This is a genomic window from Caulobacter sp. GW821-FHT12A07 (assembly GCF_058807655.1).
The window spans coordinates 62374-81399 of record NZ_JBXAQX010000004.1; the positions used below are offsets into that span (position 1 = coordinate 62374).

19 protein-coding genes are annotated in these 19026 nt (G+C 68.9%); 11 read left to right on the forward strand and 8 right to left on the reverse strand.

The genetic code is table 11. From position 1 onward, the window contains the following. Positions 1-19 precede the first annotated feature (19 nt). Both AC1RRS_RS09770 and AC1RRS_RS09775 read right to left on the reverse strand, forming a co-directional pair. Positions 20-2056, reverse strand: a complete 2037-nt coding sequence (locus AC1RRS_RS09770) for a multicopper oxidase family protein (RefSeq protein ID WP_492854995.1) — start codon at positions 2054-2056, stop codon at positions 20-22. 174 nt (positions 2057-2230) lie between these two features. Beyond that, positions 2231-2851, reverse strand: a complete 621-nt coding sequence (locus AC1RRS_RS09775) for a TIGR02466 family protein (RefSeq protein WP_492854996.1) — start codon at positions 2849-2851, stop codon at positions 2231-2233. 22 nt (positions 2852-2873) lie between these two features. Here AC1RRS_RS09775 and AC1RRS_RS09780 point away from each other — a divergent pair, with 22 nt between their 5' ends. The 5 genes from AC1RRS_RS09780 (at position 2874) to AC1RRS_RS09800 (ending at position 8124) form a co-directional block, all read left to right on the forward strand. After that, positions 2874-3233: a hypothetical protein gene (locus AC1RRS_RS09780; RefSeq protein ID WP_492854997.1), complete on the forward strand. Its 360-nt coding sequence runs from the start codon at positions 2874-2876 to the stop codon at positions 3231-3233. Between the two features lie 3 nt (positions 3234-3236). Beyond that, positions 3237-3518 carry a type II toxin-antitoxin system RelE/ParE family toxin gene (locus AC1RRS_RS09785; protein WP_492854998.1) on the forward strand — a complete coding sequence of 94 codons (282 nt, stop codon included), beginning with the start codon at positions 3237-3239 and terminating at the stop codon, positions 3516-3518. Positions 3519-3537: 19 nt separating this feature from the next. Next, on the forward strand, positions 3538-5448 hold the full coding sequence (uvrC, locus tag AC1RRS_RS09790) for an excinuclease ABC subunit UvrC (protein WP_492855303.1): 1911 nt from the start codon (positions 3538-3540) through the stop codon (positions 5446-5448). Between the two features lie 158 nt (positions 5449-5606). After that, on the forward strand, positions 5607-6959 hold the full coding sequence (locus AC1RRS_RS09795) for a lipocalin-like domain-containing protein (RefSeq protein ID WP_492854999.1): 1353 nt from the start codon (positions 5607-5609) through the stop codon (positions 6957-6959). Positions 6960-7008: 49 nt separating this feature from the next. Further along, the gene (locus tag AC1RRS_RS09800) at positions 7009-8124 is read left to right on the forward strand and encodes a hypothetical protein (RefSeq protein WP_492855000.1); all 1116 of its coding nucleotides are present in this window, start codon (positions 7009-7011) and stop codon (positions 8122-8124) included. A 180-nt stretch (positions 8125-8304) separates the two neighbouring features. Here AC1RRS_RS09800 and AC1RRS_RS09805 read toward each other — a convergent pair whose 3' ends face one another. The 3 genes from AC1RRS_RS09805 to AC1RRS_RS09815 all read right to left on the reverse strand — a co-directional run bounded on the left by AC1RRS_RS09805 (position 8305) and on the right by AC1RRS_RS09815 (position 12327). Continuing rightward, positions 8305-9981, reverse strand: a complete 1677-nt coding sequence (locus tag AC1RRS_RS09805; RefSeq protein WP_492855001.1) for a sensor histidine kinase — start codon at positions 9979-9981, stop codon at positions 8305-8307. A gap of 147 nt (positions 9982-10128) precedes the next feature. Further along, the gene (locus AC1RRS_RS09810; RefSeq protein WP_492855002.1) at positions 10129-11406 is read right to left on the reverse strand and encodes an MFS transporter; all 1278 of its coding nucleotides are present in this window, start codon (positions 11404-11406) and stop codon (positions 10129-10131) included. Positions 11407-11583: 177 nt separating this feature from the next. Further along, positions 11584-12327, reverse strand: coding sequence for an SDR family NAD(P)-dependent oxidoreductase (locus tag AC1RRS_RS09815; protein ID WP_492855003.1), 744 nt, complete (start codon positions 12325-12327; stop codon positions 11584-11586). 129 nt (positions 12328-12456) lie between these two features. On the opposite strand from AC1RRS_RS09815, the gene pgsA reads away from it, so the two are divergent. Both pgsA and AC1RRS_RS09825 read left to right on the forward strand, forming a co-directional pair. Then, on the forward strand, positions 12457-13074 hold the full coding sequence (gene pgsA / locus AC1RRS_RS09820; RefSeq protein WP_492855004.1) for a CDP-diacylglycerol--glycerol-3-phosphate 3-phosphatidyltransferase: 618 nt from the start codon (positions 12457-12459) through the stop codon (positions 13072-13074). A 77-nt stretch (positions 13075-13151) separates the two neighbouring features. Next, on the forward strand, positions 13152-14243 hold the full coding sequence (locus tag AC1RRS_RS09825; protein ID WP_492855005.1) for an alpha/beta hydrolase-fold protein: 1092 nt from the start codon (positions 13152-13154) through the stop codon (positions 14241-14243). Positions 14244-14247: 4 nt separating this feature from the next. Here the strand turns inward: AC1RRS_RS09825 and AC1RRS_RS09830 are convergent, their stop codons facing one another. Both AC1RRS_RS09830 and AC1RRS_RS09835 read right to left on the reverse strand, forming a co-directional pair. Further along, on the reverse strand, positions 14248-14394 hold the full coding sequence (locus AC1RRS_RS09830; RefSeq protein ID WP_199228314.1) for a hypothetical protein: 147 nt from the start codon (positions 14392-14394) through the stop codon (positions 14248-14250). A 145-nt stretch (positions 14395-14539) separates the two neighbouring features. Next, positions 14540-14740: a hypothetical protein gene (locus AC1RRS_RS09835; RefSeq protein ID WP_110118154.1), complete on the reverse strand. Its 201-nt coding sequence runs from the start codon at positions 14738-14740 to the stop codon at positions 14540-14542. Positions 14741-15017: 277 nt separating this feature from the next. Here AC1RRS_RS09835 and AC1RRS_RS09840 point away from each other — a divergent pair, with 277 nt between their 5' ends. Both AC1RRS_RS09840 and AC1RRS_RS09845 read left to right on the forward strand, forming a co-directional pair. Then, complete coding sequence (locus tag AC1RRS_RS09840; RefSeq protein ID WP_110118155.1) at positions 15018-15227, forward strand: cold-shock protein; 210 nt, start codon at positions 15018-15020, stop codon at positions 15225-15227. Between the two features lie 158 nt (positions 15228-15385). Then, positions 15386-16564, forward strand: coding sequence for a patatin-like phospholipase family protein (locus AC1RRS_RS09845; RefSeq protein WP_492855007.1), 1179 nt, complete (start codon positions 15386-15388; stop codon positions 16562-16564). Here AC1RRS_RS09845 and AC1RRS_RS09850 read toward each other — a convergent pair. Then, the gene (locus AC1RRS_RS09850; RefSeq protein WP_492855008.1) at positions 16561-17319 is read right to left on the reverse strand and encodes a LytTR family DNA-binding domain-containing protein; all 759 of its coding nucleotides are present in this window, start codon (positions 17317-17319) and stop codon (positions 16561-16563) included. The two genes, AC1RRS_RS09845 and AC1RRS_RS09850, sit on opposite strands and share 4 nt — an antisense overlap. Positions 17320-17437: 118 nt before the next feature. On the opposite strand from AC1RRS_RS09850, the gene AC1RRS_RS09855 reads away from it, so the two are divergent. Further along, positions 17438-18058, forward strand: coding sequence for a DUF2306 domain-containing protein (locus tag AC1RRS_RS09855; protein ID WP_492855009.1), 621 nt, complete (start codon positions 17438-17440; stop codon positions 18056-18058). A gap of 201 nt (positions 18059-18259) precedes the next feature. Next, entirely contained in the window at positions 18260-19024 is a 765-nt protein-coding gene (locus AC1RRS_RS09860; protein ID WP_492855010.1) for a ribonuclease E inhibitor RraB, read from the forward strand. Positions 19025-19026: the final 2 nt, after the last annotated feature.

The following is a 19026-nucleotide window of genomic DNA, read 5'->3' on the forward strand; positions in this document are numbered from 1 at the left end:
AGGCCGGAAGGCTCGAAACTCAGTGGTGGCCGTGCGAGACGCCGCCGGCGCCGTCGGGCAGCACGATCTGGACGTTCTGCATCATGCCCTGGTCCTCGTGGTCGAGGATGTGGCAGTGCAGGACGTACTCGCCGATGTAGCGCTGGTAGCGGGTGCGCACGATCAGGGTGTAGGGCAGATAGGGTCCGTTCTCGACCTTCTGGGCGCTCTTGACCCACAGGGTGTCCTTCCAGACGCCCTTCAGGCCAGGATACTGCGGATCCACGCCGTCGAGGCCGAAGTCGTCGACCGCCCCGGGCTCGCTGACGTCCTTGCCGGTCGGATCCAGGATCTTGACGATCTGGAACGGGTTCACGTGGATGTGGAACGGGTGGCTGACGAATTCCGAGCGCAACTCCCACTCCTGGGCCGTGCCCAGCACCAGGGTGCGGTCGATGCGGTCGGGCGCGTAGGGCCGCGGCGCGTAGTCTTGCGAGCCGACCTCGAACTGCACCGGCATGTTGGTGTTCTGGCCGGGAATGGCGATGTTGAAGAGCACCTTCTCGGTCTTGGAGCCCTTGATCTCGGCGTCGGTGATCGTCGGGTGCGGCACGAAGCGGGTCAGCTTCAGCCCGTCCTTGAGGTCGGCCACGACGCTGGCGCGCACGTCGGTCGGCATCTGGGTGCTTGCCGCAGCGACCAGCTCGGCGGTGACGAAGGCCGGGATGTCCTTGACCTCCTTGCCCGGCGCGACGGCGACCTTGCCCAGCAGGCGGGTGCCGACAGCCTCGCCATTGACCGTGCCGGCGGTCGAGGTCTGCGCGTCGAGCATGCAGTAGTTCCCCGCCTTGGGGAAAACCACCAGCAGGTCGTTGCGGTAGCCCGGCTGCAGGGTGACGACCGTGGTCTTGCGGGCCTGGGCGTCGGTCAGGCCGTCGTCGGCGACGATGTAGACCGGAACCGGCTCGCCGATGCAGTAGGTCTTCTGGAACTTGGGACCGTCGGCGGCGGCCAGGCGGTCCAGGGCCGCGGCGCCGCCGTCGGCCATCTTCACGAACTGCAGCGAGATAGTGTCGCGCACCCCGGCGTGGATCATCCGCCAGCGGGCCAGTTCGCCCTGCTTGGCCGGCAGGGTGGCCAGCACCTGGCCGTTGATGCTGGTGTAGCGGCCCGACTGCCCCCAGCTGCCCGGCCCGAAGCCGTTGCCGTTGGCGTCGCTGTAGAACTCGATGACGCCGGTGTCGCCCGGGTCGCAGACCCACTCGATCACATTGCCCTGGGCGTCGGTCTTGACCTTGATGTTGCCGCTGGCGTCGAGGCAGGCGTACTGGATCTGCTGGAACACCAGCAGCTTCTCGGGGATCGGCGCCGAGCCCTTGTAGAGCAGGGTGTCGAGGTCGCCGTTGGTCTTTGGGGTCGGCTTGCGGTCGCCCTTGATGACCAGGGCCCCGGCCATGCCGCTGGAGACCTGCAGCGCCGTCGAGCCATGGCGGTGGGTGTGGTACCAGAAGGTGCCGGCCGGATGGTCGCGCGGGATGTTGTATTCGTACTCGAACTGCACCCCGGGATTGATCGACAGCAGCACGTTGTCGCTGTTGCCGGTCGGGCTGACCCACAGGCCATGGCTGTGCAGGTTGGTGCCGTTGTAGCAGTGCGGCACGTTGATCAGCCAGTTGGGATCGGTGCAGCTGGGATCGGCCGGCAGCTTGTTGTCCAGCGCCACCCGCACCGTGTCGCCGGGCCGCACCTGGATGGTCGGCGCCACATAGGGCGTGGTCGCCGAGACGTCGGTGCCGTTGTAGCTGCGCAGGTGGACCTTGTCGTTGCGCCCGTTGGCCGGATTGTAGAGCTGGCCGTCGGTGTAGACGACGTTGAGGTTCAGCCGCCGGTCGCCGGTCTCGGCCGTGCTGGCCGGGGCGATGACATAGCTCTTGTCCTTCGAGGCGGTGCCGGTCAGGGCCAGCGGCTCGGGCGGCTTGGCCGCGCCCAGTTCCTTCGAGGGAAGCGGCGCGCCCAGCACCCGCGGATCATCGACGACCCGGTCCTGCGCCGCCGCGCTCGCGGCCTGCAACGCCATGACGGCTAACGCCGCCCCCGTCGCCAGCGCCAGACGCCGTCCACGTACAGTCCATCGCCCGTGAGCATAGCCCATCGCAGCCTCCCCGATCCTTCAACCCCTAGGAGAACTGTACTCTTGCGCCGATAAACTTGAAGTCACAATTTTTGTGCGCTTTCGCACAGGTTTAGAAGCCTAGCGCCAGGCGTAGTTGAAGCTGATGCTGATCCTCTGTTCCTCGGCCTGGTTGGGCGTCACCTCGTGCCGCAGCCAGCTTTCCCACATCAGGATCGTGCCGGGCTCGGGCTGCACATAGACGAAGGGCTGCAAGGTCTCTGGCGCGTCGTCCTGGCGAGTCGGCGCGGCCATCATCATCGGCAGGCGCGGGTCCTCGAACTTCAGCGCCGAGGCGCCGGCCGGAATGGTCACGTAGACCGTGCCGGAGATCACGCTGTGGGGATGGATATGGCCGGTGTGCTGGCCGCCCGGATCGAGGATGTTGATCCAGAAGCTGTCCATCACCAGCTTGCCGCCGGCCAGGTCGAAGCGCAGCGCCTTGGCGAAGGCGGCGGCGTGCTTGTCGAGCTTCTTCTTGAGGTCGGCGAACAGGCTGTCGCGCTGCGGCAGGTCGTCGAGCGAGGCGTAGGAGGTGTAGCCCAGATAGCCCTTGCGCTCGGCCCAGGCCTGGCCGGCCTCGTCGTCCTCGGCCACGGCGATGCAGGCGTCGTGCAGCTCGTCGATGAAGGTCTCGAAGTCCTTCTCGCCGGCGAGGCTGGCTTCATAGAGCGGGGTGACGAAGAGAGAGCGGGTGGTCATGGGGCGGGTCATAGCGCCCCTCGTGATTGACGACAAACCACGAATGGAACATCATGAGAACATGACAGACGGCGCATTCATCCTGAAGATCGACGCGGCGCGCGCCGGGCGCCTTCGGGTCCTCGCCGAGGCGGCCGGTCAGAGCGTCGAAGAATATGCGCTCGATGTTCTGTGGCGCGCTGTCGAACGGCCTGGCGTCGAAGAGGCCGAAGCCCCGTGGACCGGGGCGCCGGCTCGCATCACTCAAGACAACGGCTTTGGCGAGGACGCTGAGGCCTATGCCGACGAACTGGATCGCATCGCCGAGGAAGCGCTTAGAACCGGCGGCGTTCCCTGGGAGCAGGTGCAGGCGCGTCTGCGGAACTTCGGCCAACCCCGCTGACTCGTGCGCCGGATCGTATTCACCGAGCCTGCCAATATCGACGTCAACAGGCTTGAAGCTTGGCTCATCGAGCGTGGCTTACCCTACGCGCGCGGCCTTGGTTTGGAATTGGAAGCCGCAATCAGCGGACTGATCGACTTTCCAGAGCGCGGCTCCGCCAGTCGTACGGGCCGCTATCGCGAGCACTACGTGACCTTCCATTCGAACCAGTACGTTGTCCAATATCAGGTCCACGGCGACGCGGTCGTGATCCTGCGCATCCGACACAGCCTCGAACGTCGCTGAACCCACCGGACTCGCCTATATCTGCCTCGTGACCGACACCACCACCGACACCGACGCCTCCCCTCGCCTCGCCGGCGCCGCCCTGATCAAGGACGAGGTGACGCGCCTGCCCGATGCGCCGGGCGTCTATCGCATGATCGGCGACGGCGGCGAGGTGCTGTACGTCGGCAAGGCCAAGAGCCTTAAGAAGCGCGTGGTGCAGTACGCGCAAGGCCGCTTCCACACCAACCGCATCGCCCACATGGTCGACGCCACGCGGGCCATGGAGTTCGTCACCACCCGGACCGAAGCCGACGCCCTGCTGCTCGAGATCAACCTGATCAAGCAGCTGAAGCCGCGCTTCAACGTGCTGCTGCGCGACGACAAGAGCTTCCCAGAGATCCTCATCCGCCGCGACCACGACGCCGCCCAGCTTCGCAAGCACCGCGGCGCCCACACGATCAAGGGCGACTATTTCGGCCCCTTCGCCAGCGCCTGGGCGGTGAACCGCACGCTCAACACCCTGCAGAAGGCGTTCCTGCTGCGCTCGTGCAGCGACAGCGTCTACGAGACGCGCGACCGGCCCTGCATGCTGCACCAGATCAAGCGCTGCGCCGCCCCCTGCACGGGCCTGGTCAGCCTGGAGGACTACGGCGCCCTGGTCGACCAGGCCGAGGCTTTCCTGAGAGGGAAGTCCCGCGCGGTCATGGCGACCATGGCCAAGGAGATGGAGGCCGCCGCCGAGGACCTGGAGTTCGAGCGCGCCGCCCGCCTGCGCGACCGCATCCGCGCCCTGGCCGCCGTCGCCCAGGAGAGCCAGATCAATCCCGAGACCGTCGACGAGGCCGACGTCGTCGCCCTGCATGTCGAGGGCGGCCAGGCCTGCGTGCAGGTGTTCTTCTTCCGGGCCGGTCAGAACTGGGGCAACCACGCCTACTTCCCGCGGATCACCGGCGCTGCGGAAGACGAGGAGGAAGGCGCCACCGAGGAGCAGCGGATCATCACCGCCTTCCTGGGCCAGTTCTACGACGACAAGCCGATCCCGCGCCTGATCCTGGCCAACGTCCAGCCGGCCGAGGTCGAGCTGCTGAGCGAGGCCTTCGCCCTGAAGAGCGGCCGCAAGGTCGAGATCGCCGTGCCCAAGCGCGGCGAGAAGGCCGACCTGGTCGGCCACGCCCTGACCAACGCCAAGGAGGCCCTGGGCCGCCGGATGGCCGAGGGCAGCGCCCAGACCAAGCTGCTGGCCGGCGTGGCCGAGGCCTTCAAGCTGGACGCCCCGCCCGAGCGGATCGAGGTCTACGACAACAGCCACATCCAGGGCACCAACGCCGTGGGCGGCATGATCGTGGCCGGGCCGGAAGGCTTCATGAAGGGCCAGTACCGCAAGTTCAACATCAAGAGCACCGAGCTCACGCCCGGCGACGACTACGGCATGATGAAGGAGGTGCTGAAGCGCCGCTTCGCCCGCCTGGTCAAGGAAGAGGAAGAAGGCGACGACGCCAACCGTCCCGACCTGGTGCTGGTCGACGGCGGCCAGGGCCAGCTCGACGCGGCGCTGGAGATCATGGCCGACCTGGGCGTCGACGACATCCCGGTGGTCGGCGTCGCCAAGGGGCCGGACCGCGACGCGGGGCTGGAGCGCTTCTTCATCCCCGGCCAGACGCCGTTCATGCTCGAGCCCAAGTCGCCGGTTCTGTACTACCTCCAGCGCCTGCGCGACGAGGCCCACCGCTTCGCCATCGGGGCCCACCGCACCCGCCGCAGCATGGACCTGAAGAAGAACCCGCTCGACGAGATCGAGGGCGTCGGTCCCGGCCGCAAGAAGGCCCTGCTGCACGCCTTCGGTTCGGCCAAGGGCGTCGGCCGGGCCAGCGTCGAGGACCTCGTGAAGGTCGACGGCGTCAGCCAGGCCCTGGCCGAACGCATCCACGCCTTCTTCCGCAAGAGCTGACCACCTCTCCCCCCAAATCGGCGCCCAAAACGACCCGGGGCGGCGATTGACAACGCCGTTAGGTGAACGCAACCTCCGGCCGCTCTGGACATGTCTGCAACCTGACATGCGGCGCGCGCCGGGCGCGCCGCCCGGAGACGCCTGGGGAAAACATCGCCATGACCATTCTGCCGTTCCTGCGGGGCCGAGGCCTCGCGCGCCCGCTCGCCGACGCCTGCGCCGACACCGCCGCGCCGGCGCCGGTCCCGCGCTCGAAGTCGGTGATCCACCTGCCCGCCGACCACTACCTGCACCGCGACGCGCCGACCGAGTGGTGGTGGCACATCGGCACGCTTAAGGCCGGCGACCGGGTGTTCGGCTTCGAGATCAACGCCGCCTCGTTCCCGGGCCGCGCGCCGGCGTTCGGCTTCTCGCAGATCATGCTGACCGACGTGCAGAACCAGAAGCACTACCAGGCCACCACGGTCTACAACACGCCCGCCGGCTACGACCCGGCGACCTGGGCCGAGCACGACGTCGCCCGTGACTGGCACGTGGGCCTGGGCAAGGCCGGCAGCCTGTTCACCGCCGTTAAGGTGACCAATCCCGGCTCCGGCTACGATCCGGCCCACACGGTGGTGACGGTGTCGGGCGGCGGCGGCTCGCAGGCCGTGGCCTATCCGGTGATCGTGGGCGGCATGATCGCCTCGATCCAGGTCGCCAACCTCGGCCGCGGCTACACCTCGCTTCCCGACATCACCATCAGCGACCCCAGCGGCGCCGGCTCGGGCGCCACGGCCAAGGCCCTGCACACCTTCATCACCATGGACGCGGCCTGGGGCGATCCGACCCAGAACATGGCCGTGGTCACCAAGCTGACCGACGACGCCACGGGCACTGAAGTGGTGTTCGACCTGACCATGTCGCAGAAAGGCGATCCCTTCCTGGTCTGGGGCACGGGCGTCAGCCAGGTCCTGCCGCCGGCCTGGGGCTCGCACCTGCAGACGGGCAACTACTACTACTCGCTGACCAACGTCGCCGCCGCCGGCACGATCACCATCGACGGCGAGGTCTTCGAAGTCACGGGCAAGACCTGGATGGACCACGAGTACGGCTTCTTCGGCTCGGCGGCCAATCCGGTGAAGTGGCTGCTGCAGAACGCCCAGCTCGACAACGGCTGGACCCTGTCGAACCACTACGTGCTGTACGGCCCCAACAAGAAGCCCAACCCGGGCGAGCCCGTGCCCTGCGAAGTCACCCTGCAGGACCCGGACGGCCAGATGTACCTGGTGTCGGGCGTCATGATCGCCGACCGCCCCTGGATCAGCCCGCACTCGAAGACCCAGTACTATCTCGACTACCAGCTCGACATCGCCGGCTTCGACGCGGTGCTGAACTTCAAGGCCCTGGTTCCCGACCAGGAGTTCCCGCTCCTGCCCGCCGGCTCGATCTACGAAGGCATCGCCTCCGCCGAAGGGACCTTCCAGGGCAAGCCGACCTCCGGGACGGGCTGGATCGAACAGGCGCTCTGAACCTTCACCAGGGATGACGAACCCATGGCTGCAAGCTTAGCTTGCAGCCATGTCCCTGGCCGAATCCACCGCTGCCCCGCCACACCGCTCCTGCTGGACGCACCAGGGCAATCACGACTGGACCGGCACGGGTCCGAGCGGCGAGACCCTGGGCTTTTGCGGCTCGCGCTCGGGCCTGTTCGACGGCCAGCGCAACAGCATGCGGCTTTCCAACACCCTGTCGGCCTATCGCCGGGGCCTGCGCCACAGCAGGCTGTTCGCCGAGACCGGTTACGACCGCCTGGCCAAGCGCATCGGCTACGCCGCCGAACACCAGACCGGCGACCCCGACTTCGACGGCCGCGTCTATCTGGGAACCGACGACCCAGGCCTGGCCGACATCCTCCGCGCCCAACCCGCCTTGCGCGCCGCCGTCATCGCCCTGCTCGACGCCGGGGCCAAGACCATCGCCATCGACAAGACCGGCGTCCAGGCGACCATGACCGGCGGCCTGCGCCCGGACGATCCCGAGGGCGAGCACGACCTGGTCGCCGCCGGCGACGCGATCAGCGCCGTCGCCTCGCTGTGGCCCGAACGTCCCGCCCCAGGACCGACCGCGGGCGCGGTCTTCCAGTCCATCGGCCTGGGCTGGGCCGCCCTGGTGCTGGCGGCCGTTCCGATCGCCGCCTGGAAGAGCGAGACCGTCACCGCCCGCCAGATCGAGACCTACGCCCAGATCGACTGGCTGGGCCTTGGCGTATGGCTGGGGGTCGCGTTCGTCCCCTTCCTGCTGGCGGGCCTGCGCCGACCGGCCGCCCATCGCACGCTGCTGACCCTCGGGCTGGTCGCCCTGGTGCTGACCCCGTTCAGCACGGATCTGCTGCAGCTACGCGCCAACCGGTGGCTGACGCGGTCGGAAGCGGACGTCCCCGCCGCCCTGACCGAGCTGCGCTACGATCACGACGACCCCAACCCCACGGACTACGAGGCGACTGTCACCGTCGCCGATCGTCCGTCCGACTGGGTCCTGACCAAGCAGGAAGGCGACCTGGCCCGCCAGGGCAGCCTGTGCGTCGCCGGCGTCGTCGCCACCGGCTTGCGCGACCTACGCTACGTCAAGCGCGTGCGCACCTGGGAATGCCCCGGCCAGGGGCCGCTGGAGGAGCCGTACGTTCCCGAGCCTTAAAGCGGTCAGCACCCAGGAACGCGCTGATTTTCACCGAGCATCCCCGCGAAGGCGGGGATCCAAGCCGAGTTCGGGGATGATCCACGGCCTCATCTCGTCCTGAAAGTCAGCTTGGATCCCCGCCTTCGCGGGGAACGTCGGATCTAGGATGCGGCAATCGGACGACGGGCGCCCCGAGCCCTAAAAATCGTTCTTCCAGCGCTGCATCGCAGCCAGCGGCAGCCAGGCCTCGAACGCCAGGCCCTCGGGGCGGAAGTCGAAGCGCGAGCGCCCCTTCAGTTCGCGCTGGGTCAGGTTTTCGATCAGCCGCGCGCCGAAACCGAAGGTCGCCGGCTCGCTGACCATCGGCCCGCCGGTCTCGGTCCAGGTCAGGCGCAGCTGCCGCGCCGCCTCGTCCAGGCTCCAGCGCAGGGCCACGCGGCCCTCGGGCGCCGACAGGCCACCGTACTTGGCGCTGTTGGTGGCCAGTTCGTGCAGCACCATAGACAGCGACACGGCCACGTGCGGGCTCAGCGTCACGCTCGGCCCCTCGGCGTCGATGCGGTCGCCATGGGCCCGCACGCAGATCGCCACCACGTCGGTCAGGTCGGCCTCGGTCCAGCCGGTGCGGGTGAGCAAGTCGTGGGCGGCCGAGAACGCCACCAGGCGCTCGGTGAAGATCCGCACCTGCTCGGCGTCGAGCTTGGCGAAGGTCTGGCGGGCCAGCGACTGCACCGTGGCCAGGTTGTTCTTCACCCGGTGGTTCAGCTCGTTGATCATCACCGCCTGACGGGCCTCGCGCGCCTCCAGTTCATGGGAAGCCGCGACCAGGGCCTCGCGCACGGCGGCGATCTCGGCCAGGCCGTCGCCCCGTCCGGGACCCAGCGGCCGCCCCTCCCCGATCGTCGCGGCGTCCTCGACCAGGTCGGCGACCTCGCGATTGATGCGGTTGGCGAAGAACAGCGCCAGGCCGATGCCCAGCAGCAGCAGCAGCGGGAACACCGCCGCAGTCCCCAGCGCCACCGAGACGCCGCTGCGGGACATCTCGTCGCGCGGAATGGCCACCACCAGGGTCCAGCCCGTCCGCGGCGAGCGGGTGTAGGCCACGTGGGTCTTCACCTTCTCCAGCGAGACGCTCTTGCTGATGCCCTCGCTGGCCCGGGCCAGGTTGCGGGCCATGTCGGGAGAGGCCGTCGCCCCCATCCAGCGCTCGTTGCGCACCGAGCGGGCGATCACCTTGCGTTGGTTGTCGAGGATCGTCGCCACCCAACGGTCGGGCGCGCGCTGCTGGCGGAACACCGAGGTGAAGCTGGAGGCCTCGACCACATAGGCCACGACGAAGGGCTCGCCCTTGATGTCCACCGGCGCGCCCACCGTCACCACGTAGCGCTTGGCCAGCGCCCCCATGCGCAGGTCCGAGACGACGGTGCGGCCCTCGTCGCGGGCGCGGACCATGTAGTCGGGCGGCGGGGTCCTGGGCAGGGACGCGCCCCATGGAACCAGCGTGTTGACCATCTGCTGGCCGTCGGGCCGCGTGACCACGATCCAGCCGGGCCGGTTGGCGGTCGTGCGCTTGGCGCGGGCGTGAAAGCTCTTCCAGTCGGCGTTCAGCAGGGCCTGGTCGGTGGCCAGGGTCTCGGCGACGGCGACGCCCTCGGCCACCTGGCGGTCGACCGCCCCCGACAGCGCCCGGGCCGTCGCCATCAACTGCTCGTCGAGCTGGTCGCGGCTCTGGCTGTTGGCGCGCTCCAGCAGCAGGGCGGTGGCGACCAGGGCCGGCGCCAGCAGGCTGACGGTCAGCAGCACCAGCAGCCCGCGGACCGAGCCGCGCAGCCCGCGCCGCCGGGACGCGGGCGTATCGGAGGAAGCTGGGGCCATGGGAGGGTTTACGCGACGACTGACCGAAGGTTGCCGGGCGCCTTGTGGATCAACCCGCCCGTCACCGCCATGATCGTCTCCCGCCCAGTCCCGGATGACGCGACCTTACGCGATGCGTCAGCCCTGTCATCCGGTAAGCGATCGGCGTTATTCGGCGCGGCGCGGCTTCAGCAGGACGAGGGCGACGAAGCTGATCCCGGCGGCGACCGCCAGATAGATCCCTACCGGAACCAGGCCACCCTTCGCGGCCAGGGCCGTGGCGGCCATCGGCGTCAGGCCGCCGCCGATGATGCCGCCGACGTTGAAGGCCATCGAGGCGCCGGTGTAGCGCACCCGGGCCGGGAACAGCTCGGGCAGCCACGAGCCCAGCGGGCCGTAGACGAAGCCCATGGCGAACAGGGCCAGCGACAGGAAGGCGCAGATCAGGGCCAGCGAGCCGGCCCCCATCATCACCGGCAGCAGCGCCCCGGCGGCCACGGTCATGGCGCAGCCGGCCATCAGCACCCGGCGCGACGACGAGGCGTCCGACCAGTAGCCCGAGACGACGATGCCGCCGGCCATGAACAGGATGGCGAACAGCTGCACGCCCAGGAACAGCTGGCGGTCGTAGCCCAGGGTCTTGGCCCCGTAACCGAGCGCGAAGGCGGTGCTCAGGTAGAACAGGGCGAAGCAGCAGACCACGGCGAAGGTGCCGCCCAGGGTCTCTTTCCAGTGGCGCTTCAGCAGCTCGGCCAGCGGCACGGCCGGCGGCGGCTCGTGGGCCAGGGCGGCGGCGAAGGCCGGGGTCTCGGTCAGCTTCAGACGCACCCACAGGCCCAGGCCCACCAGCACGGCGCTGGCCAGGAACGGCAGGCGCCAGCCCCAGGCCTCGAACTGTTCGGGGCTCAGCAGCAGGCCCAGGATCAGGAAGAGGCCGTTGGCGGCGATGAAGCCGACCGGCGCGCCCAGCTGCGGGAACATGCCGAAGCGGGCCTTCCAGCCGGGAGGCGCGTTCTCGACGGCGAGAAGCGCCGCCCCGCCCCACTCGCCGCCCAGGCCGAAGCCCTGGCCGAAGCGCAGCAGGCACAGCAGGGCCGGCGCCAGCCAGCCGGCCATCTGGTAGGTCGGCAGGAAGGCGATCAGCAGGGTCGAGCCGCCCATCAGCATCAGCGACGCCACCAGGGTCGACTTGCGGCCGATGCGGTCGCCGAAGTGTCCGAAGGCGATCGCCCCGACCGGCCGGGCGAAGAACGCCACCGCCAGGCTGGCGTAGGAGGCCAGCAGCTGCATCGACGGCGAGTGCGACGGGAAGAACAGCGGCCCGAACACCAGCGAGGCGGCCGTGGCGTAGATGTAGAAGTCGTAGAACTCCACCGCCGTGCCCACCAGGCTGGCCAGCAGCACGCGGCGGGAGGAATTGGCGGTCGGGTCGGCGCTGGCGGTCATGGCGTCCTCGGGAACTTGACCACGGCTTGGCTTCCGCAGACCGCCACGTCAACCACGCAGCGGATAAAAATCACCCGACGCTCTGGAGAATTACCCCGATATCGATGCGTTTTCTTCGCGCGATCGCCCGTTCAGGAAGAGACTTGCCCCGCCGCGCGAACGGCGGGGCCGATCCCGTCAGCGGGCCGAGAAGCCGCCGTCCACCAGATGGTAGCTGCCGGTGATGAACGAGGCGCGGTCCGACAGCAGGAAGCAGGTCAGGGCCGAAACCTCCTCCGAGCGGCCAAGGCGGCCGATCGGGTGCAGGGCCACCAGGCCGGCCATGGCCGCATCGTCCATCGAGGCGCGCACGGCCGGGGTGTCGATGAAGCCCGGGCCGACGGCGTTGATGCGCACGCCCTGGCCGGAATATTCGATGGCGGTCGTCTTGGTCATGCCGACCAGGGCGTGCTTGGCGGCGACATAGGGACCCGAACCGGCCCAGCCGTGGCTGCCGAGGATCGAGGCCATGTTGACGATCGAGCCGCCGCCCGAGGCGAGCATCGCCGGGATCTGGTACTTCATCGAATAGAGGACGCTGTGCAGGTCGACGTCGATCACCCGCTTCCAGGCGTCGATCGGATAATCGGCCGTGGGCGCGCTGGGGCCGCCGATGCCGGCGTTGTTCACCGCCAGGTGCAGGCCGCCATAGGTGTCGACCGCGAACCTGACCATGGCCTCGACCTGCGCCGGATCGCCGACATCGACCTTGAAGGCGGTCGCCGAACCGACCTGCGCCGCCAGGGCCTCCGCGCCTTCGAGATTGAAGTCGGCGATCACCACCTTGGCGCCGCCGGCCGCCAGTTCGCGCACCACCGCCTCGCCGATGCCCGAGGCGCCGCCGGTGACGATGGCCACCTTGTTCGCGAATTCCGTGCTCATCAGGGACTACTCCACTTACTGTTACACTGTACGCCCCCGACCTCCTATCTGGGGACGGCCTCCCGCGAGCGCCACCATGTCATGCATGCGCCATAGCCCTCCGCCGCGCTCATGCGTTAGAACGGCGCCATGAAAGCCCTGCCCAACATCCTGACCTCCGCTCGCCTGGTCATCGCGCTGTTCATGTTCGTCGCCCTGGCGGCCGCCGCGGGCGGCGTGCCGTGGCTGAGCGAGCAGCTGACCGCCGACCAGCAGTTCTCGCTGCAGCGCTGGGCGTTCTGGGCGTTCGTGGTGGCGGCGGTGACCGACTTCTTCGACGGCTGGCTGGCCCGCAAGCTCGACGCCGTCACCATCTGGGGCGCGATCCTCGACCCGATCGGCGACAAGATCCTGGTGTGCGGCGCCCTGCTGGGCCTGATGGCGCCGGGTCCCAATCCGCTGGTCATCCTGCCGGCCGGCCTGATCCTGTTCCGCGAATTCGCCGTCAGCGCCCTGCGCGAGGTCGGCGCCGGCAAGGGGATCAAGCTGCCCGTCACCCTGCTGGCCAAGTGGAAGACCACCCTGCAGCTGGTGGCCATCGGCGCCGAGATGATCATCGTCTCGTGGGGCGCGTTCAACCTGCCGCAGGACCCGGCGATCTTCGAGCCGGTCTCGTGGGCCGCCCACGGCCTGCTGTGGCTGGCCGCCGTGGTCACCCTGATCACCGGCGCCCAGTACTGGGAAGCCGCCCGCAAGGCCCTGACCTGACCCCTAGCCCTGCCGTAAATTCGACACACGCATAGGACGAGCTTTCGCCTTCGACGTTCGATGGCGGGGGCTTGGCTATGCTCGGCTTGCTGTGGCGTGCGGTGTGTGTCGCGTTCCTGCTCGCCGCGCCCATAGCCGCGCGGGCGGAGAGCCGGCTGGTCGACTTCGAGGTCGCCTCGAAACGCTTCGACGGCAATCGGGTCGACGTCTCCCCGACCCGCAAGGCCGTGGCCTATCTTCCCGACGGCTATCAGACCGGAAGCCGGCGCTATCCGGTCGTCTACTTCCTGCCCAACCTGTTCGACGACCACCGCGCGATCTTCGACCGCGACGGCGCCAGGGCCGTGCTCGATCGCGCCGTCGCGCAGGGCAAGGTCCCGCCGCTGATCCTGGTGTCGGCCGACTTCTCCACCCCGACCGGCAGCTCGTTCTACGCGACCTCGCCGGTGACCGGCGACTGGACGGGGTTCCTGGCCAGGGACCTGGTCGCCGCCGTCGACGGGCGCTTTCGCACTCTGCCCCGCCCGGAAGCGCGCGGGTTGCTGGGCGACCGCATGGGCGGCTATGGCGCGATCCGCACGGCCATGCTGGCGCCCGGCGTGTTCGGCGCGGTCTACGCCCTGCACCCGGTCGGCACGGGCGTCGGCCTCCAGACGATGAACTCACGCCCGAACTTCGAGCGCCTTGGGTCCGCCAAGTCCCTGGACGACCTGGGCGACGACGGCTTCTCGCGGGTGTTCCTGGGCATGTACCAAGCCTTCTTGCCCAATCCGGACAGGCCGCCGTTCTATGCGGACTTCCCCGCCAGCGGTCGCGGCGCGAGCCTGGCGACCGATCCCGTCCTGACCGCGAAGCTTCAGAACGCCTTCCTGCTGGACCGTCTTCTGCCCGCCCATGCGGCCAAACTTAAGGCCCTGCGTGGACTGATGTTCGACTGGGGCCGCTTCGACGGCAACGCCGACCACGTGGTCGCCAACCGCGCCTTCGCGGGCCTGCTGGAAGAGCTCGGCGTCGCCAACGAGGCCGAGGAATATCGCGGCTGGTGGGGCGAGCGGCACTGGTCGCGCGGCGGCCGCGTCGAGGACAGGGCCCTGCCCTTCTTCGCCAGAACGCTCGCCTTCGATCCCTCTCCCGCAAGGCCCACAAGCCCCGCAAGGAAAGAAGGGTGAGGGGTCACTCCCCCGCCAGGATCTCTTCTTCGTCGTCTTCTTCAGAGGGGCCGTGCAGCAGCCATTCGCTGTCTGGGCGCTCGTCGCCGCCGGCGCGTTCGGCCATCATCATCAGGGCCAGCCAGCGGGTTCCCGTCATCCGCAACACCATGATCGCCTCCAGGACTCAAGGTCGCTATTGAGAGTGACTCTCAATAGCGACCTGATCAAGGCGATTTCGACGCTTAAGGTTCGCTACCTAGCAACACACGGTCGCCGCCACTTCCCTCTAGAAGCGCGCGGTCGCCGCTTTCCTCTTAGAAGCGCGCCGTAGCCGCGCGACGCGACATCAGCACCTTCTCGCGACGGCGCGAGGCCTCGCGCTCCAGATGGGGCGCAACCTCGGCCGCCTGGCGGCGTTCGTCTGGCGTGCCGCTGACGTCCAGTCGGCGCACATTGCTGAGCAGTTGCGCCAGTTCAGAGTCCTTCAAGGTGGGAATGCGGTCGATCAACGTCATGGTCACGCTCCACTCAAATTCAGCGGTGTTGATAACCACAACGCGCAAAGAGCTTCGAAGGTGACGCTTGCAGGCGAAAAAATAAAATCCCCATATTTCGCTTGCCATCCCCGGCCGCGCATTTTACAGATCACCCATCGAATTCGCTGCCGCTCGATCTGCTACTCCATGCTTCCTTCCAAGGAGCGCCGAGCCAGCCCTCCGACCCTCAACGAAATTGATCGTCGCCGGCACGCGCCTCGCGACGCCCTGAACTATGAACTAAAGGACTACCCAAATGGCTATCGGCACCGTGAAATGGTTCAACGGCACCAAGGGCTTCGGCTTCATCCAGCCGGACGACGGCGGCAACGACGTGTTCGTGCACATCTCGGCCGTTGAGCGCGCCGGTCTGGGCTCGCTGAACGAAGGTCAAAAGGTCAGCTACGAGCTGGAACAAGACCGTCGCAGCGGCAAGATGTCGGCCGGTCAACTGCAGTCGGCGTAAGCCGCTCTGACCTGACGAACTGAGACGGGCCGGCGCAAGCCGGCCCGTTTTGCGTTTACGGCTCCCGTCTTGCACGCCGGCGCCATCCGGTGGACGCAAGCGCCCTCCCCGCCTAGGTTCGCGCGGTGTCTCCAAACCAGTCCGCCCACCCAGTCGCCATGCGTCCGATCCGCCTCCTCGCCGCCGCCCTCGCCCTGCTGGCCCTGACCGCCTGCGGCTCGATCTCGCGCGACGCCTACAAGGCCAGCGACATGGTCGGCCCGCCGCCCACGGGCCTGTCGGACATCCGCTTCAACGCCAGCGACAGCGCCGCCGGCATCCGCTTCGCCGAAGCCGCCCGCAACCGCGCCAAGGGCCAGAAGACCTTCGACGTCCTGGCCCTGTCGGGCGGCGGCTCGAACGGCGCCTACGGGGCCGGCGTGGTCGCCGGCTGGACCAAGACCGGCGAGCGGCCCGAGTTCGACATCGTCACCGGCGTCTCCACCGGCGCCCTCACCGCCCCCTTCGCCTTCCTCGGCCCCACCTGGGACGAGCGGCTGACCGAGGTCTATACCGGCCCGGCCGCCGACCGCATCCTGCAGCCGCGCGGCCTGGGCGTGCTGTTCCACCCCAGCTTCTACGACAGCGGCGCCCTGCGCGGCCTGGTCGAGAAGTACGCCGACGCCAACATGATGCAGGCCGTCGCCGCCGAGCACCGCCGCGGCCGCCGCCTGCTCATCGCCACCACCAATCTCGACACCGAGGAGACGGTGATCTGGGACATGGGCGCCATCGCCTCCAAGGGCGACGAGGCCTCGCGCAAGCTGTTCCAGGACGTGCTGGTCGCCTCGGCCAGCATTCCCGGCGTCTTCCCGCCCGCCCTGATCCAGGTCGAGGGCCAGGGCCGGAGGCTCTCGGAGATGCACGTCGACGGCGGCGTCTCGATCCCGTTCTTCGTCGCGCCCGAGTCCCTGCTGCTGTGGACCGTCGACAAGGGCGAGGCCCGCCCGGGCCGGATCTTCGTCGTGGTCAACGGCCAGGTCGGGGGCGTCTTCGGCTTCACCAAGGGCAGCGCGGCCTCGATCGTCGGCCGTTCATGGCAGACCATGAGCAAGGCCCTGATCCGCACCCACCTGGCCGCCAGCGCCGGCTTCGCCCAGCGCAACGGCGGCCAGCTGTTCTACAGCGCCATTCCGGACGCCGCCGAGGCCGACACCTCGGGCCTCGACTTCGCCGCCGACAACCGCAAGGCCCTGTTCCACATGGGCTACGACCGCGCCGTCGCCGGCTGGGCCTGGAGCCTGGCGGCCCCGCCCGCAGAGGTTCCGGTGGTGAAGGCCCCGGCGGCCAAGCGTTAGACCCAGCCCGCCGCGCGCACCGTCGGCGCATGTCGCCGGCTGACCGGCGCGTTCACGCCGCCCGCCAATAGCAGCTCGCCCGCCCCGCGCCGCCAGCGCACGCCCTCGATCGCCTCGGCCGCCACCCACCAGGACCGGTGCACCTGCAGGCCGTGAACGCCGGCGAGATCCTTCAGGGCGTCGGAAAAGCGCAGGGTCAGCAGTTCCTCGCCCGCATCGGTGTGGACCTTCAGGTAGTGGTCGTGAGCCTCCACCGCGATCAGCCGCGCGCTCCGACGCCGGGCCGACAGGCGGCGACGGAAGGCGGCCTCGGCCTGCGGCAACGGCGGCTCTACCACCACCCGGGTCTCGACCACCCTGCGCGGCGCCCGCCAGACCAGGGCCCGCATGGCCATGACCAGCGCGCTGATCACCCAGACCCGCCACCAGAGCTCGAGCGGCATGTGGACGTCGTCGGCGCCATAGAAGACCTCGATCGACGACACCCAGGCCGTGACCAGCGGCGTCATCAGCAGCGTCACGACGACCAGCCGCTTCCAGAAGCCGCCAAGCCGCCGGCCCAGAGCCTCGTCCACCGCCACGCCGATGACGCCGCCGCCGACGATGCAGGCCAGCCAGTAGGTGATCTTGCCGACCGGGCCGAGGTCGGCCGTGCCCCACGGGGCCAGCACGCCCATGAACAGGCCCAGAGCCGTCAGCAGCGCCAGGTCCGCCGCCAGCCGCCGCCCGATGGGCCAACCGTCGATGGGCGTCATCCTTGCTCCCCGACCTCCCGCGGCGCCGCTCGCGCAGAATGGGCGCCGCTCGCGCAACCCCGGTAGCGCGCTCCGGCTCCCCTCGCAATCTCGGCGCGAACCCGACCGGAGACCATCCTTGCCCCGCGCTCTTTCCCGCACGCTCTGGACGCTTGGCGCCCTGCTCAGCGTCGCCGTCGCCTTCTACGCCTATCGCTACATGGCGCCGGCCGCGCCCGCGCCGCCGGGCGTCCGCGCCAACCCGTTCTTCTCGCCGTTCCTTTTGCTGCACGTGACCGGAGCGGGCGCCGCCCTGCTGGTGGGCCCCTTCCAGTTCCTGGCCGGCCTGCGCGCCCGCCGCCCCGCCCTGCACCGCGCGCTCGGTCGGCTCTATGTCGCCGGCTGCCTGGTGGGCGGGCTCGCGGGCCTCGTCCTGTCGCTCGGCTCGACCGCGGGCCCGATCGCCACTGCGGGCTTCGGCCTGCTCGCGCTCGCCTGGCTGTGGACCACCGTCCAGGCCGTGCGCCACGCGATCGCCCGCCGCATCCCTGAACACCGGGCCTGGATGATCCGCTCCTTCGCCCTGACCTTCGCGGCCGTCACCCTGCGGCTCTACCTGCCATTGGCGGCGATCTCGGGCCTGCCGATGCGCGAGGCCTACCTCGCGATCGCCTTCCTGTGCTGGGTTCCCAACCTGGCGATCGCCGAGCTCTGGCTGCGGCGCCCGTCCTGGGCGCCGGCCTCCACGATCGGGGCCTGACAACGCCCCGAAGCCTCCCGCGCCGGCCGCCTAAGCTTCACAGCTAACAGCGCTTTTCCAGACTCCCCGACTCTGGGGTTGCGCCCGCCTGACTCCCTCTCTAAAGGGGCGGCTTAACCTGCAAGATGGCCGGCAGCGGACGCGCGATGGTGCGCGCCCGTGTCTTCGCGCGAGATCACGATGACGCACCCTCTAGCCAGAATGAAGCGAGGCCTGATCGGCGCGCTGTTTCTGGCTATGAGCGCCTGCGGCCAGGCCTCGCACGCCCAGTCGTTCCAGCACTTCAGCGACGAACTGATCCTCTATCTCCGTGACGGCGAGACCGATCACGGATCGATCGTGGTCTTCGACACGGCCGCCAAGACCTCGTCCGACCAGACGATCGTCGCCCTGACGCTGGCCTTCGAGGGCAACGTCACGGACTGGGACTATCATACGGCCATCGATGATCGCTTCGGCGAGATCCTCAAGGACGCGCCGTCGCGGCTCGCCGCCACCCATACCGAGCCCGCCCAGGGCCGCCGCACCTACCTGCTGGTCACCGACGCGCCGGACCGCACGATCGCGGCCCTGAAGGCCATCGCGGCGCCCGCCGGCGTCGCGATCACCGCCGAGCGCCGTCCGGTCTCCGAACTCGCGACCTGGCGGCCCACGCGCCTGGAGGTCCAGGCTTCCGGCGACGACTCGGTGCGCAACTCGCTCGCCCAGCAGGGCGACGACGGGACCAGCGCCCGACCGGTCGACTTCTATTTCTACGAAGGCGACCAGCAAGGCCTGCGCAAGACCGCCAAGGCTTCTGGTTTCAAGACCCGCAAGACCGACGGCAAGCCGGAGGGCAGCATCCTGACCCTCCAGACCGCCGTCGACGCCAAAACGCTCAACTCCCTGAACAGCCGGTTTCTCGACTGGTCGGACCGCTTCCAAGCGGACTACGACGGTTGGGAAACAGTAGTCGTGAAGAAGTAGCC